Consider the following 15,647-nt stretch of genomic DNA (forward strand, 5'->3'; position numbering starts at 1 on the left):
GACAGCGTCAGGTTGGACAATATTCCAATGGAAGCTTTCTTTCAATTAAATAGTGTTAATCAATTTTCTTATTAATTCGGGAACTGTTTTTTCAACATCCGGCATATATACTCTTTCATAAATTGTATGATATTCCTTTCCCCATGGGCCAAGTACAATCACAGGAGCAGAAATATTTTCAACATAATCAAATGGAATGTCGTAGATTTCCTTGGAAGTGACCATGTTAGACATAACTTCCTCCTCGCCCTTTCTGTTTGTGCATGATGTGTAGCTGCCATCGCTGATTCCCATGAAGTAGCTTTCCTTCTCTAATTTCAATCCATAATGCTCCGAAAGTACCTTTTCAATTGTGTTTTCAAATATCTCATTGTTATTTGAAAGATAGCTGTTGTTAACTGCAGGATAGTAAGGAGGAATTATTCCTATTACTGCAACAGGTTCTGTAATGGCTGAGAGCTCAATTATCCGTTTTACTATGAGAATTCCGGCATCCTGCATGGATATTTCGTTGTTTCTTACAAGTGTGTTTATGTTGTCAATTAATTCCTTCTTCAGAGTAATGTAATTATCATTGTTTTCGGATGCAATTTTTTCAATTTCTTCGAACTTATAGACCAATGGATTGTAACTTCTTTTATTATTCCCCTTAAGACTGTAGTTTTCATTTAATATGTCATATGCCTTGTTGTACTTGTCAATTACTGTCTTCATTGAATTTAAGCACATGTCCTTAACTTCTTCAATTATTTTTTCAGGAGTCTTGCTCTTTAAAAATTGATAGTTAAAAAACACCGAGCTGTATTCCGGAATTGATACGTCATATGTTTCCTTCATGTCTCTGGCATAAAGAACAGTAGGAGGAGGTGTTGTCATATTTCTGTCTGTTGAACACAAATGAGGATTAAGTTCCATGTTTGAAATTATCTCTGCCATAATGGCAGTTGAGTTCAAGCCTTCCATCACATCGCTTGAATGGGCTATTTTTCCCTTGACAACTATCAATGGCATAATTTTTCCAACAGAACCCAACGAAATTTTAAATGTGTCAGGTCCTTTCCTTCCATGTGGCTCAGTGATTACAACCAGCTTGTAATCAAGATTATACTTGTGTTTTAGTTCGCTGAGCAGTCTTGTTGACTGCCTCATGCCTGCAGACAGGTTTTCCTCGTCGTGAACACCAACAAACAAAACATTAACTTCACTGTTTATTTGTTCAAGAACACAGTCAATGTCTATAGCAATTCCTGCCTTCATGTCGCATGTTCCTCTGCCGAAAAGCCAGTCACTGTCTTTCAGATCATTTTTTGCATCATCGTGCAGGCTAAAGTCATTAAGTTTTTCTTTCAGTTCGTCAGGATTCAGTGCATAACTCTTTAAAGTGCCGTATGATTCTATTTCAACTGCATCATAATGTCCTGACAACACTATTGTTTTGTCAGTGGTACCCCGTCTTAGAGCCCACACTGCAGCCCTTCCCAAAAAGTCGTCGTTATGGTACATGCCGCAAAGTTCCGGATTTTTTCTGAAATATTCATCTTCTTTTATAATGCCATAAATGCACTGTGCCATGTCATTTTCTTTTACACTTCCCGTATCGCTTTGAACTTGAACAAGTCTGTAAAGAATCTCTCTAATATTCATTTTATCCTCTTCTTTTTTCCTATTTTTGTTCATTTACCAGAATTATACTATACACACATCACCACTTCAAACAATATTTCCACGGAAATACATTATTATTGCAGCATATAAAATGCAATGTTATAATTAATTATTAATTTATTACTGGAGATAAAAATGAATGTTTTATTCTTGAAAGCAGTAGCTCTTGCTACAATGATAATTGACCATTACGGAGCAATTTTTCACAGCGGAGAAAATATTTACAGAATCATAGGAAGAATTGCATTTCCTGTTTATTGCTTCCTTCTTGTGGAAGGTTACTTCCACACAAGCAATGTGAAAAAATACGGCAAAAGATTATTATTATTTGCATTTATTTCAGAGATTCCGTTTGATTTGGCCTTTTACGGAAATGTGGGATTTGCTCACCAGAACATTTTCTTCACATTGTTCATAGGACTTTCTGCAATTTATTTCCTTGAAAAGAAGGACCAAAAATACAATTTCGATAAAAGAAGTCTAGTAATTGCAGCAGCTGGAATTTTAGCAATGGTTCTTTCTGTTGACTACAGCATAATGGGAGTCATTTACATATTGTCATTTTATTTTACCAGGAATTTTTCTAAAAAAAGGCAATTGTTATACATGGCGGTAATAATGTTATTTACAAACCTCATGTCATCACCTCTGCAGCAATTTTCCCTGCTTGCTCTTCCTTTCATATATTTTTACAACGGCGAACCGGGGCTTAAAAACAAGTTTCTGCAGATTATGTTTTATGCAGCCTATCCTCTTCACCTCCTGCTGTTTTACTTGTTAAACAAATAAAAAACATCGAAGAATTTAAACGTAGGGAAGAACTACTGTTCTCCCGTAGATATTATAATTACTGAATCAATAACAACGGGCGGACACAAGGTCCGCCCCTACGTATTGCAATATTAGCATTATCGCGAATCTGGATTACAGTATGCAGGGGAGAACTACTGTTCTCCCGCAGATATTAAAATTACTGAATCAAAAAAAGGGCGGTCACAATCCGCCCATACAATTTATAAAAAATTTATAATTTGTATGACATCGTTATTCAACGATGTCTTTATATTTTTTGTTATATGCTTGTAAATCCTATAATCAGGTATGCTGCCAGTGCCATTCCACCGCAAATTAATGCGTATGGAAGCTGAGTTTTTACATGGTCTATGTGGTCTGCAGCAGAACCTGTCGATGCAAGTATTGTAGTGTCAGACAAAGGTGAACAGTGGTCACCGAAAACTCCACCTCCAGCTACAGCAGCAAAGCATGCAACAACCAGTGTAGTTGCTTCTCCACCTGTGAAGCTGAAAGCAAGAGGCAATGCTATAGGCATACAAATTGCAAATGTTCCCCATGAAGTTCCTGTTGCAAATGCCATAACAGAAGCAATCAAGAATATTATAGCCGGAAGAAGCTGAGGGCTTAGGAAACCTTCGCTTATTGAAATGATGTAATTTGCTGTTCCCATTTGCTTGCTCAAAGAATTGATTGAATAAGCCAATGCCAGTATCATGATTGCCGGAACCGCTCCTTTAACACCGTCAGTCATTGTGTGCATGATTTCCTTGAAAGGAATTCCCTGAATAAACATGCTTATTCCCATGAATATCATTACGAAAAGGAATGCTTCCATTGTCTTTGCAGACTTCAGTTTAATATATGTTCCAATGGCAATTGTCATTATCATTATTACAGGAAGTATAAAGTTCAAAAACACTCTTTGCTGGATTCCTGGATAGGCTTCCATTTCTGTGAGTTCCTTTCCTATTAAAGGATCAGCTCCGTCTCTTAAAACTTTTCCTTCCTTTATTGCTCTGTCTTCAGCTTTTTTCATAGGTCCAAAGTCTTTTATTATTCCTCCGGATATTAATCCTACAAAAATAACAGTAATAAGTGCATAGAAGTTGAATGGAACAGCTTTGATAAATAATTTCATTGCATCTTCCTGAGTGACGATTGCCCCTATACCTACAGCCAGACCGCTTAAATATGCTGCCCAGCCTGTTATGGGAACCAGCACGCTTACAGGAGCAGCACCTGAATCTGCTATGTACGACAATTTTTCTCTGGAAACTCTTGCTTTGTCAGAAATGCTTCTCATTGTTGTTCCAACGAATAAAGGACTGAATGAATCGCTGAAATATACAAACATTCCCAACAGCCATGCTAAAAGCTGAACTGCACGTCTACTTAAGTTCTTATTCTGAATATATTGCGAAAATCCTTGAATTGCTCCTGTTTTTTGAAAAAAAGCAACTAATATTGCAATAAAAGTGTTTAAAAGCATTACCCATGCAAAACTTGTTGTGCCAAGGCTTGTTTTTATTAATGTAGGAAATCCCATTATTCCCTGGCCGGCAAGGAAAGTACCCAGTATGCATGCAAATCCTAGAGAAACAACCGTATTTCTTGTTGCAAAGGCTAAAGCTATTGCTAAAAGTGACGGTATTATCGATATAAAACCCATATTTACTACTTGTTCCATCTCTTCCTCCTAAAGGGTAATTTTATTGTTTGATCTTGATACTGTTGCTGGCGGTGCCGGATCCAGATTTTCATCAGCTATTTTCAAAACATCTTCCGGTCTTATCCAAGGTCTTCCCTGCAGTGCACTTGTTTCCTCGTGAGTAAGATATCCTTTGTATGTTGTCATGCTTCTTCTTAAAAATCCGTCTCTGATACATGCCTTCTCTATTCCCAGGTTCATGATGTTTCTAAGGTGAGGCAAAATTGATGCTGCATATGCAACGGTTGTTGAATTTGCTATTGCTCCCGGAATATTGCTTACGCAGTAATGCACAACGCCTTCTTCCACATATCTTGGGTCTTCGTGAGTTGTTTCGTGGAATGTTTCAATAACGCCGTAGTCATTGCTTATATCAACTATTACAGAACCTCTGGGCATTGATTTAACCATTTCCCTGTCAATAAGAAATTCCTTGCTTCCTTTTGGCCACTTAACACAGTTGATTACCAAATCTGTATCAGGAAGCAGCTTTCTGATGTTGTACTTTGTTGAAATCATGGTGTTTACTTTTTCGTCATACATTTTGCCTATTTCTCTTAATGTTGCAATGTTAACATCCATGACTGTAACCCATGCTCCAAGAGACTGAAGAACCTGCAGTGCATTTTTGCCCACAATTCCTCCTCCGAGTATGAGAACCTTTATTCCCGGTGCTCCTGCAAGTCCGCTTACAAACTTTCCGCTTCCTCCGTTAATGGATAAAAGTGATTCAAGTCCCATGAGAGCTCCCTGTTTTCCTGCAGCTTCGCAGTTAGGAGAACCATATCGATGTGAATCCTCAGCAGTGAAGGCAATAACCTTTTTGTCCAGCAATGCCTGAACCTCTTCCTTGTGAGCAGCCGGATGGATACATGTGAATACAATCTGATTTTCCCTGAGAAGTTCAAATTCAGGCGGTTCAATTTCTTTTACTTTTGCCAGAAAATCACACCTTGAATACATTTCTTCCATGGTTTCAACCAATTCAGCACCAACCTTCACATATTCTTCGTTCAGGAACCCGGCTTTCAAACCTGCGTCCTTCTGCACAAGAACCTTGTGTCCGTCTTCAACTATGCTGGCTACTTCTGATGGAGTCGCTATAACCCTGAATTCCCCATTTTTTATGTCTTTCAATACTCCAAAAATCAAAATATTTCCTCCTTTAAATTATTCTGTTCTTATTTCTGCATTATTCATGCCAACGGAACAAAAATATTTAAAGATTGAAAATTCAATATTTTCAGATTCTGCTTATTGTTTATATCTTCGTCTCAACACTAATATTGCCCGCAAATGAGCAGGCCGCTGCTCAAATGTGGGCAATATTTCAAATAATTTTAAATTTTTTAGCTTTCCTTTGAAGTGTCTGCCTTGGTATATTTAAAATTTTGCATGCTTTTGACACATTGTAATCCGTACTCTGGAGCACTCTTTCTATAATTGATTTTTCATACTTTTCAACCATGGACTCCAGAGGTTCTATGTCCAGCTGTGACTCAGTGTTCAAGTTAATCAGCTGATTGAATTTATGCTCTATATCCGAAAACTTAAGGCTTTCACTTGATCCGTCAACCATGCTCAGACCATAAATCAATATATTTTCCAGTTCTCTCACGTTCCCCGGCCAGTCATATTGATTAAGTTTTTCATAAAGTTTGTTTGATACAAATTTGATGTTTTTCCCAAACACCTTGTTATACTTTGAAATAATGTAGCTTGTCAAAATAGGTATATCATCTTTTCTTTCCCGTAGTGGAGGTATGTTAAAGCTTATGGCACTTAATCTGTAATAAATATCTTTTCGTATGGTACCAAGATCTATTGCTTTTAATGGGTCTTCATTGCTGGCAGCTATAACCTTCACATCAACCGTCTTTATTTCTTTGGAACCAATACTTCTGAATGTTCCGTCCTGTAGCACCCTTAACAGTTTTGACTGCAGATGAGCAGGCATTGAGTTTATTTCATCCAGAAAAATAGTTCCTCCCTCAGCCAGTTCCAACAAGCCGGCATTATCAACAGCCCCTGTAAATGCCCCCTTAGATGTTCCGAACAAAATGCTTTCAAGCAGATTGTCAGGTATGGCAGCACAGTTTTGCGAGATAAAAGGCTTGTTTTTTCTGCTGCTTTCATTGTGTATGGCTTGAGCAAAAAGTTCCTTTCCCGTTCCGGTCTCTCCGCATATTAGTGTTGGAAGGCTGCAGCCTGCTGCAACTTTTATATAGTCCTTAAGCTCATTCATCCTTTTGTTGTTTGTTATAATGTTTTCCGTAACATAGCTTGCTTGATTTTCTTTTGATTCAAGCTTATCCATATGATTTCTTTCAAATGTTGAAGCGTCAATTTTTGCTCTCCTGCTCTTTTCATAAAGCTCAGTATCAATTTCAACTTCATCCTTTTTAAGCTCGTCATATTCCCGCACTGATAAATCTATGGCTCCCACAATTTTGCTGTCTGATTTTATTGGTATGGATAGAGACGTAATTTTTATGGGCATTGTACCTGTTGCTTTCAAAGACTGGTTTTCAACATAAAAAGGAACTCCATGAATCATGGACTGATATGTTGTGCTGGACTTTTCATCCAGATTTTCATACACATCCAGAAACTTCTTTCCTACAACTTCATAGTTTTCGTCTGCACCTTCATTAAGCTTGTTGTTGAATTTAGCGGTAAAAAGTATTTCGCCTTTTAAGTCAATTATTGTAATACCGTCTATATAACCTTTGTTGTTGAATAAGTTTTTCATAAGTTCCATAATTTGCCTCGGTTATTTAAAATAAATAATGCAATTACTATATTATTATAATTAAAACCATATTTTTGTTCAACATAAATACATTAAAGGATGTATTTATTATTTTTATTTTGACAATTAAAAATCGCTGCCTTTTTTTACAACATCTTTCATCTTGGACATTATTCTTTCGTAGCTTCCCTTTCCATGAGGTACAAGGCATTTGGAACAGTCTTTAATGCCGTGATTCTTTATATAATTTCCTCCGCATTCTCCTTTAAGCATGTACAATGGACAATAGCAAAAAAGGCAGTTGAAATTTTCCTTGTCTTCAGTTTTATGACATGGGAAGTACTCACACTGTGAATTTTGATAAAATTTAAAATGTTCAGTCATATTATCTCCTAAAAGTATTATGTCTGATTATATCATATTTGTTCCACAATATAAACGGTTAATTGATATCAAAAAAAGCGCGAAGTATTCTTCGCGCCTTCATTATTTTTTAGTTGCTATTATAATCCTTATTCTTCCTCCGTTGACCTCTGCCTTGTCGTAGTATGCCGTCAAGGTATAGTTGTCTGAATTGATGATTTCTGACAGTGGCAGAACCTTGTAGCCGTTTCCTGAATAGCTTTTTTCATATACAACAACATTGCTGCTTAGCAGGTATGATCCTGAGTAAGTTTCAATCTGCACCCCGTTAATGTCTGTGATTTTTGATGACACCTGGGACAATTTTTTTATGGAAACAACCGTTCCACCGCTTACTTCAAAGGCTGCAGGATCTCCTGAACATATACTTGTATATGAACCGTTATCTTTTATAAGAGTGAGAATACTTCCGTTGATATTGCATTTATATACGGATGATGTGCTGTTGTCTGCCTCTGTTACTTCTGCACTTGTGACAATGCCGTATTCCAACGCATCTCCCGTAACATTTTGAAGAATCAGATTGTCTATTTCACCGTTTGTGTTCTTGCTGTAATACATAACATCTGAACTGGATATTTTAACATCATCAAGGCGCTGAGGGAAGATTATCTCATACTGACTTGACAAATCAGAATCTGTGGCACCCACATCCATTATTTTAATGTCTTCTGCAAGCTTAGTGCTGCCAAGTTTTTTATTGTCCCAGTCAAATGTTCCGCTTAGTGATGAGCTGCTCAGCGTTGTTATTGTTGCAAGGCCGTCTGTAAATTTAACCTTTACAACACTGTTTATTTTGCTTGAATAATCCTTGTATGCTTCGTATTCAAGCTCATCATCATCTGTTGTAACAATTTTTATGAAGTAAGCAGAATATGTGTAGCCTGATGAATTTGTAACACTCTTTGTTCCGCTTTCAGTCATATAGCCAACAACTTCTGTCTTTGATTCTGTTGGAGACACTACATCAGCAACCTTTCCATCCTTTCCAAGAAGGAGAGTAACACTGTCACCTATGTCAAATGTTCCTTTTGAACACAGTTTATTGAATGCTGCTATTGTTTCCAGAGAATAGTCAATACCTGAAACAGTTACACCGGAAGGCTGGTCCTGATTGGGATATGCCTTTTCATAAACACCTGTAATTTTTTTGTTGTATGCCCATATTGTATTTAATGAATCTGAATAATACAATATGTCGTTGAAGTTGATGTCTTTTACAGTTGCCTTGTTTCCGTTTCTTAATAATGTGGCACTGTTCACATCCGTATTGAACATGTTAACCCAGTCCGAACCAGATACAGTAACAGGTCCTTTAAGAGTGTTTCCTGATATTACAACAAAGTCTATGTTTCCGTTTATCTTTGAAACCTTTACTATGTCTCCGACGCTTATGTTTGAAACAGCATTTGAAACAGTTGTTTTAGTGCCATCAACATACACGGTTGTTCCTGAGTTTAGTCCTAATGCTAAAGTGTATCCACCTTCAGTTGCAACTATTATGTCATTCTCCAGGGCAGCATAGGCTGTATAAGTTTCAACCTGATGGCTTGAAGGCATGAAACATATTATTTCATCGTTAATGTTCAAAATTGCATTTCCTTTTTTCCCTACACTATCCTCATTGAATGTATCAGCAACTTTGTAAGTTCCTTCAGAAGTGGATACTTTTCCTGCACCAATTGATGGATTTTCATTTGAAGTTGCAATTAAGATTACATTTTCTAGCAGGCTGTATCCTGTTGAATCTATGTAGCTTGTTCCTGATTTCGTATTGCTGTTAAGCATGTTGTAGACAATTCTCATTGCATCTTGTCTTGTTATTTCAGTTCCCGCTGTTGCTGAAACATTTTTAGTGAGTCCGATGTTTGCTGCAGCGCTTAGCTGTCCATAAGGCCATGAAGAACCAAAATCTTCGCTTGTGTATCCCATGAGAGTCAAAGCGACTGTAACAGCTTCTTCAAGGGTAACATTTTTGTCCGGCTTAAATGTTGCATCAGGATACCCTTTTATGAGCCCGTTTGAAACAGCAACGCTCACATATGGCGCTGCCCAGCTTGAATATTGAACATCTCGAAAAGGCGATGTGGTGGATCTTGATGACACGCTGTTTTTATAGATGGAAGCATTTATCATTATTTTTGCAAACTGTGCTCTTGTAAGCTTATCACCAAGATGAAGATTCCCGTCCGGATAACCGTTCATTATTCCAAGAGACTCCATAACTTCAGCAATTTCTTCACTGGACACTTCCAAAGCATTTGCCGGGGTGAAAGTTGATGCAAGCGTCAGTATTATTAACGCAACTGCCAATACTTTTTTCATTTTATAATTCCTTTCATATTAGTATACAGGAGATTTCTCCCCTGAATGATATTTTATTTATGAACTGTAAACAATTGGATTAATCATGTCTTAAGGCATCTATGGGGTTCATTTTAGCTGCTTTGTTTGCAGGGAAATATCCAAATGTTATGCCTATGGCCACAGAAACAGAAAATGCTACTATTACAGCTCCCATGGACGGCTTGACAGTCATGTCGAGAACAGATCCCACCAGGTACGATGAAAAAAGCCCAAGCATTATTCCTATTATTCCTCCGGCTGAACTTGTGGTTGCAGCTTCTACAACAAACTGGCTCATAATATCGCGCCTTTTTGCTCCCAGAGATTTTCTTATGCCTATTTCTCTTGTTCTTTCAGTCACTGAAACAAGCATAATGTTCATGATGCCTATTCCTCCTACCAGAAGTGATATGGCTGCAACACCTACAAGTACAAGGGTTACTGTTCCCATCATTTCATTTACCTGATCCAGGGCCTGGGATGCGCTGAATACACTGTAATAATCTGAGCTTGAAAAATATTCTCCCATTTTTTTATTTATTGCTGACATTGCATCTTCAACGGTTTCTGTTGATGCTGCACTGAATGAATAGCTGCTGACTCTGCCCATGAATGAAAGTCTTGCTGCTGTGGTGTAAGGAATCATAACAACATCATCGTCACTTCCTTCCTCAGAATCAGCCTTTTCTTCCAAAACTCCCACAACTGTGAAGGATGAACCATTAATCTTTATTTGTTCTCCTAAGGGAGAGGCTCCTCCAAACAACTCCTGGACAATGTAGGAGCCCACAACGCATACCTTCTGTCTTTTTTCAACATCCAGGTAAGTAATGAATCTTCCCAAAGATGTTTCACTGTTTTTAATATCAGGATAAAATTCATTACAGCCTGTGCATGTGGTTGTAATATTTTCTGTTTCATATTTAACCGTGGCGCTTTGAATGTTTACAAGAGGAGTGACTGCTGCAAGCACTTCGGAATTTTCATCCACAAGTTCCTGCATATCATCAGGGTCTATGGTTATGTTTCCGCCTCTTCCTCTAATGCTGACAGATATAAGGTTCGTTCCCATGCTCTCAAAACTTGCCGACATGTCTGCAGCCATTCCGCTGATTAAACTCACCAGAATTATTACAGATGCCACACCTATAATGATTCCAAGCATTGTAAGGAATGAACGCATCTTGCTTCCCAGAAGACTTTTTATTGCCATGTTGAAAGATTGCTTAAAGTTCATTTTTCACAACCTCCAATACAGTATCCTCTGTTATGCTTCCGTCATGAAGCCTTATAATTCGCTTTGCCTGATGAGCAATGGAGTTGTCATGTGTTATAAGAACAATTGTGCTTCCTTCTTCATTTATTTGTTTAAGAAGCTCGAGAACTTCCTGCCCTGTTTTGGAGTCAAGAGCACCTGTAGGTTCATCTGCAAGAATAACCGGAGGATTTCCCGACAACGCTCTTGCTATGGAAACTCTTTGCTGCTGTCCTCCTGAAAGCTGTGATGGCATGTTGTAAATTCTGTTCAAAAGACCTACACGAGACAATGACTCTTCAACCATTCTTTGTCTGTCGTGTTTTTCTATTCCTCTATATATGAGTGGAAGTTCAACATTTTCAAAAACATTTAGTTTTGAAATCAAATTGTACTGCTGAAATATAAAACCCAATGTAAGGTTACGTATTTCAGACAATTCATCCTCATTTAATTTGCTCACATCTCTTCCGTTTAGAATGTACTTGCCTGAAGTTGGAATATCAAGACATCCTACCATATTCATGCATGTTGATTTTCCTGAGCCTGACTGACCTACTATTGCTACAAACTCTTTTTCGCCAATGTGCAGACTTATTCCATCGAGAGCCCTGATTTCTGTATCACCAACTTGGTAAATTTTATATATGTCTATTAAATCAATCATTTGTGACCTCCTTTAAAAACCTCCGGGCGCTCCGCCTCCGCTTGTTGATCGTCCTGTGGGTGCTCCTCCCGACGGCATTTGTCCTCCCGGAATTCCGCCTTCCATTCCAGGCATCATCTGCTGAGTCTTTGTGGTTGTTGTTTCTGTGGGAACTATTATTGTGTCTCCTTCTTCAAGACCGTTTGTTATTTCCACGTAATCAGTATTGCTTATTCCAATTTCCACTGTTACATATGTATATCCATCGGGAACATTGTCAGCACCTGGCATCTTCTTTGAATTTTCACCTTGTTTCGCTGCCTTGGAGCCGTCTTTGTCTTCAACCAGCACTCTGTTTCCTCTGTTCAGTGCAGACGCCGGTATCATCAGCACATCTTCTTTTGACTCTATAACTATTTTAGCGTCCACATTCATTCCAATCATAAGATCCTTAGAATATTCCATGACAACAGTTACAGGATAGTATGCAACGCCGTTTGAGTTAGTCCCTATTTTACTTATGTTGGCAATTGTTCCCTCAAAAACCTTTCCTTCCAGAGAATCAGCAGTAACTTCAACAGACTGACCAACTTCGATTTTTCCTATGTCCAGCTCATCCACATCAATATCAAATTTCAAGTTGGACAAATCCGCCACCACTGCCATTACAGTACTGTTTGAGCCTGAATCAAGTGTATCTCCCGCCTTTGATGTTTTTTCAATTACTGTTCCGTCAATAGGAGAGGTTATGTTATAATCTTCAAGCTTATCATATGTGTTTTGCAGGGACAGCTCTGAATCAGAAAGTGACAGTTCGCTAGTCTTCAGCGTTATATCAGCACTGTCGCTTTCAAGATTTACTATTACATTTCCTGCTCTCACGTTGTCTCCTGTTGTGTAGTTTACACTTACAACATCTCCTGAAGTTTCAGCTTTAATTGTTTTTTGCTGCCAGTAATCAAACGTTCCCGAAGAGTTGCAGGCAACACTATTTACAATAGCAGTTGCCTTGTCCGCAGTTGTAATTGAGCCCGGATTTTTAACCTTGATTTTCACGTTTGAAACAGTGGCTCCGGAATCTGTTATTATTTCTCCCGATGAAACATATTGAACGGTTCCTGTTGTTTCATAAAAAGAATTTTCAAGAACGATGTTTGCAGCATCACCAACATTTATATTTGCAGTATCTGCAGAGTTAAATGGCACTTCAAGCATCATGTATTCATTGTTAATAATATCAGCTATTGAAGTACCGCTTTGTACGGAATCACCTGCTTTTACATAACACTGTGTGATTACTCCGGATATGGGAGCTTCAACAGACAGCCCTGCATATTCCTTAAGTGTTTGATTGTGTGAGAGCTGTTGTTTTTCAAGAGAAACCTTTGCTTTTTCAATTGTATTATCTATGTCCTTCGTATCAATCACATAAAGCAAATCTCCTTTTTTAACTTCCTGTCCCTCCTCAAAATCCGACTGCAAAATATCTCCCGTTGCCAGTGAAGTTATTTCATACATCTCCATTGCTTCTATAGCACCTGAACCTTCAATTGAAACAGTCAAATCTCCTTTTGTTACATTTGCTGTGTTTATTGAATCTGTTTCTTCCTTGCCGAATATTGCATTGTATCCAAACAAAGCTCCTGCAATTCCTGCAACAACTGCAAAAAATATTGCGATTTTCTTTTTTGTCAGTTTTATTTTTTCGATTTTAGGCAGTTTGAATTTCTTGAAATTCTTTTCCTTATTCATTTATTTCCTCCTTAATTTCTATATAAAAAAATATAATCTTGCTTTGTGTTGGAAATGTGTGCATGGAGTGTCATAAAATTGAAATTTATCACACTTTAGGTTTCGAAAACAAAAAACAGTTCCGCACAACAAAAAAGCCTGAATTTATCAGGCTCTTAATCAGTATTGTGTCATTTGTATGTTGATGTATTATTGCTTAGCATTTCAGTGATTGCTTCTGCAGGCTGAGGAATGCTTATGAAATACCCTTGCCCCAAACTGCAGTTGATATTTTTTAAATATTCCAGCTGTTTGCTTGTTTCGATTCCTTCTGCAACAACTGTCAGGTTCAGGTCTCTTGCCAGTGACAAAATAAACTTTATAATTGAACCGTCCCTTCTTCCGTCAGTCACAGATTTAACATAACTCTTATCAAGCTTTATAATGTCAATTGGAAGCTGTTTTAAATATGTTATTGATGAATAACCGGTGCCAAAATCATCAAGGGCAATTTTAAGCCCCCTGCTCTTTAATCTGTTAAGCCGTTCAATTGCAAGTTCAACGTTGGAAATGGCTGCAGTCTCTGTGATTTCAACAACAAACTTTGTATAATCGACATGAAATTCTGATAAAATGGATTCAATGAACCTAAAGTTCATATTGCTTATCAGTGTCTTGCTGGATAAATTCAAGGACAATGTTATATCTCTATACCCTTTTTGTTCCCACTTTTGTTTTTGAATAAGAGCATTTCTAAAAATCCTCTGTTCAAGGCCATATATCTGGCCTGTTTCTTCTGCAACAGGAATGAAATCAGAAGGAGGTATAAACCCTTCAGTTGGATGATTCCACCTTACCAATGCTTCAAGGGACACTATCCTGCCTGAGGAAAGTTCAATCTGCGGCTGATAATAAAGTTCGAATTCCTTGTTGTCCAAAGCCTTCTGCAGTTTATTAGACATGTTTATATGCCACATTATGTCTTCATGAATATTTTCCTTGTATAGAAGGACTTTGTTCTTTCCTTCTTTTTTTGCTACGTTCATTGCAATGTCAGATTTCTTGAGAAGAGCACCCCCATCACGCCCGTCATCCGGGTAAATTGCTGCTCCTACACTTATGGAAATGAAAAATTCCCTTATTCCGGAATGCCATGTATTGCCTAAATCCTTTTGCAATCTTTCTAATTTTTTCATAAGTATTTCTTCTGAGCCAAAGTTTTTTATCAGCAGGCCAAACTCATCACCTCCAAGTCTGGCAGCTAAATCTGGCGCTGTAACATATGAAGTGAGTTTAACTGCAATATATTTTAACAATTCGTCTCCTATAATATGTCCCATTGTGTCATTGACATATTTAAAATTGTCAATATCAATAAATACTATAGCAAACTTGTCCAATTTTTTACTTTCAATCAAACATTCAATTTCATTTGAAAACATATCTCTGTTAGGCAATCCAGTAAGAGAATCATGGTATGCCAAGTATCTGATTTTTTCTTCGTATTTTTTTCTTTCAGTAATATCCATACCGATGGACACAATTACTTTTTTACCTCTGTCAGTTTTTATTACCTTGTTGCTCCAGAGTATATCTAAATTTTTGCCTTCCTTTGCAGCAAAATTGATTTCATATTCCCTGAGTCCGCCATTTTGAATTATTTCCTGGAAAATATTATTTACCCTTTGCTTGTTATGTGATACTTCAAAGAAGTCAACCCATATTTTTCCCAACAATTCCTCTTCATCATAACCGAAGGTCTTGATGCAAAAAGAATTTGTTTTTAATATTTTCCCATCCTCATCCCATAAAACAATAATTACCGGGGCTTCTTCAATTATGTTTTGAATAAGATCCTTCTGATAGTTAAGTTCTTTTTCCAGCACACCCTGTTCATGGTTTGAAGTTTTAAGATCCTCATATGCCTTGAACGCTCTGTCTGTTGCGCTTTTTATGCTTTTTGTCTTTTCTGATATCAGTATAAAAAACATAACCATTGTTATTAGAACAAACAACCATCCCTTGTAAATCTGCATGATTTTGTAGAACTCTATATTATCGGTAAATGTTCCAAGAATCTTATCTGAAAGTACAATCCACAACAAGCCAAAAATACCGTACTTTATAACCACTATTAAAGCTTCTTTTTGGGGATTAATACTTTTAACCGATTCAATAATATTTTTTGATGAATTGCTGAGTTTTGACATGTCATCAGGAAAATTTCGTTTTTTCAAATTCTTCACATCCACTTTGAATTTTTGGAAAATAAAAAAAGAATAACCATAGTATTTACTATAATCTACCCATTATTTTGCATTTTAAA

The 15,647-nt window shown here is 37.3% G+C and carries 11 protein-coding genes; 1 reads left to right on the forward strand and 10 read right to left on the reverse strand.

Going from position 1 to position 15,647, the window contains the following annotated elements:
* Nucleotides 1-45: 45 nt before the first annotated feature.
* Entirely contained in the window at nt 46-1,644 is a 1,599-nt protein-coding gene (locus LY60_RS09485; protein WP_170226160.1) for a M20/M25/M40 family metallo-hydrolase, read from the reverse strand.
* A gap of 156 nt (nt 1,645-1,800) precedes the next feature.
* Between LY60_RS09485 and LY60_RS09490 the strand changes: the two genes are divergently transcribed.
* Nucleotides 1,801-2,454 carry a TraX family protein gene (locus LY60_RS09490; RefSeq protein ID WP_145082779.1) on the forward strand — a complete coding sequence of 218 codons (654 nt, stop codon included), beginning with the start codon at nt 1,801-1,803 and terminating at the stop codon, nt 2,452-2,454.
* Nucleotides 2,455-2,737: 283 nt separating this feature from the next.
* Here the strand turns inward: LY60_RS09490 and LY60_RS09495 are convergent, their stop codons facing one another.
* The 9 genes from LY60_RS09495 to LY60_RS09535 form a co-directional block, all read right to left on the reverse strand.
* Nucleotides 2,738-4,147: a Na+/H+ antiporter NhaC family protein gene (locus LY60_RS09495; RefSeq protein ID WP_145082782.1), complete on the reverse strand. Its 1,410-nt coding sequence runs from the start codon at nt 4,145-4,147 to the stop codon at nt 2,738-2,740.
* A gap of 9 nt (nt 4,148-4,156) precedes the next feature.
* A complete protein-coding gene (locus LY60_RS09500) occupies nt 4,157-5,320 on the reverse strand; it encodes an alanine dehydrogenase (protein ID WP_019228209.1) in 1,164 nt (387 codons plus the stop codon).
* A 178-nt stretch (nt 5,321-5,498) separates the two neighbouring features.
* Nucleotides 5,499-6,929, reverse strand: a complete 1,431-nt coding sequence (locus LY60_RS09505) for a sigma-54 interaction domain-containing protein (RefSeq protein ID WP_145082784.1) — start codon at nt 6,927-6,929, stop codon at nt 5,499-5,501.
* A 117-nt stretch (nt 6,930-7,046) separates the two neighbouring features.
* Nucleotides 7,047-7,304, reverse strand: a complete 258-nt coding sequence (locus LY60_RS09510; protein WP_019228208.1) for a cysteine-rich small domain-containing protein — start codon at nt 7,302-7,304, stop codon at nt 7,047-7,049.
* Nucleotides 7,305-7,406: 102 nt separating this feature from the next.
* Nucleotides 7,407-9,668, reverse strand: coding sequence for an S-layer homology domain-containing protein (locus LY60_RS09515; RefSeq protein WP_145082786.1), 2,262 nt, complete (start codon nt 9,666-9,668; stop codon nt 7,407-7,409).
* Between the two features lie 79 nt (nt 9,669-9,747).
* Nucleotides 9,748-10,926 carry an ABC transporter permease gene (locus tag LY60_RS09520; protein ID WP_145082788.1) on the reverse strand — a complete coding sequence of 393 codons (1,179 nt, stop codon included), beginning with the start codon at nt 10,924-10,926 and terminating at the stop codon, nt 9,748-9,750.
* A complete protein-coding gene (locus LY60_RS09525; protein WP_145082790.1) occupies nt 10,916-11,611 on the reverse strand; it encodes an ABC transporter ATP-binding protein in 696 nt (231 codons plus the stop codon). Before LY60_RS09525 ends, LY60_RS09520 begins: the two co-directional genes overlap by 11 nt.
* Nucleotides 11,612-11,623: 12 nt before the next feature.
* The gene (locus LY60_RS09530) at nt 11,624-13,342 is read right to left on the reverse strand and encodes an efflux RND transporter periplasmic adaptor subunit (RefSeq protein WP_145082792.1); all 1,719 of its coding nucleotides are present in this window, start codon (nt 13,340-13,342) and stop codon (nt 11,624-11,626) included.
* A gap of 170 nt (nt 13,343-13,512) precedes the next feature.
* Complete coding sequence (locus LY60_RS09535) at nt 13,513-15,558, reverse strand: sensor domain-containing protein (RefSeq protein ID WP_145082794.1); 2,046 nt, start codon at nt 15,556-15,558, stop codon at nt 13,513-13,515.
* Nucleotides 15,559-15,647: the final 89 nt, after the last annotated feature.

Source organism: Sedimentibacter saalensis (assembly GCF_007830175.1).
Lineage (GTDB): Bacteria > Bacillota > Clostridia > Tissierellales > Sedimentibacteraceae > Sedimentibacter > Sedimentibacter saalensis.

Excerpts from the sequence above, each read along its gene's own strand:
- LY60_RS09490 (WP_145082779.1), top strand. The coding sequence starts at position 1,801 with ATGAATGTTTTATTCTTGAAAGCAGTAGCTCTTGCTACAATGATAATT.
- LY60_RS09510 (WP_019228208.1), bottom strand. The coding sequence starts at position 7,304 with ATGACTGAACATTTTAAATTTTATCAAAATTCACAGTGTGAGTACTTC.
- LY60_RS09485 (WP_170226160.1), bottom strand. The coding sequence starts at position 1,644 with ATGAATATTAGAGAGATTCTTTACAGACTTGTTCAAGTTCAAAGCGAT.
- LY60_RS09530 (WP_145082792.1), bottom strand. The coding sequence starts at position 13,342 with ATGAATAAGGAAAAGAATTTCAAGAAATTCAAACTGCCTAAAATCGAA.
- LY60_RS09505 (WP_145082784.1), bottom strand. The coding sequence starts at position 6,929 with ATGGAACTTATGAAAAACTTATTCAACAACAAAGGTTATATAGACGGT.
- LY60_RS09515 (WP_145082786.1), bottom strand. The coding sequence starts at position 9,668 with ATGAAAAAAGTATTGGCAGTTGCGTTAATAATACTGACGCTTGCATCA.
- LY60_RS09525 (WP_145082790.1), bottom strand. The coding sequence starts at position 11,611 with ATGATTGATTTAATAGACATATATAAAATTTACCAAGTTGGTGATACA.
- LY60_RS09495 (WP_145082782.1), bottom strand. The coding sequence starts at position 4,147 with ATGGAACAAGTAGTAAATATGGGTTTTATATCGATAATACCGTCACTT.
- LY60_RS09520 (WP_145082788.1), bottom strand. The coding sequence starts at position 10,926 with ATGAACTTTAAGCAATCTTTCAACATGGCAATAAAAAGTCTTCTGGGA.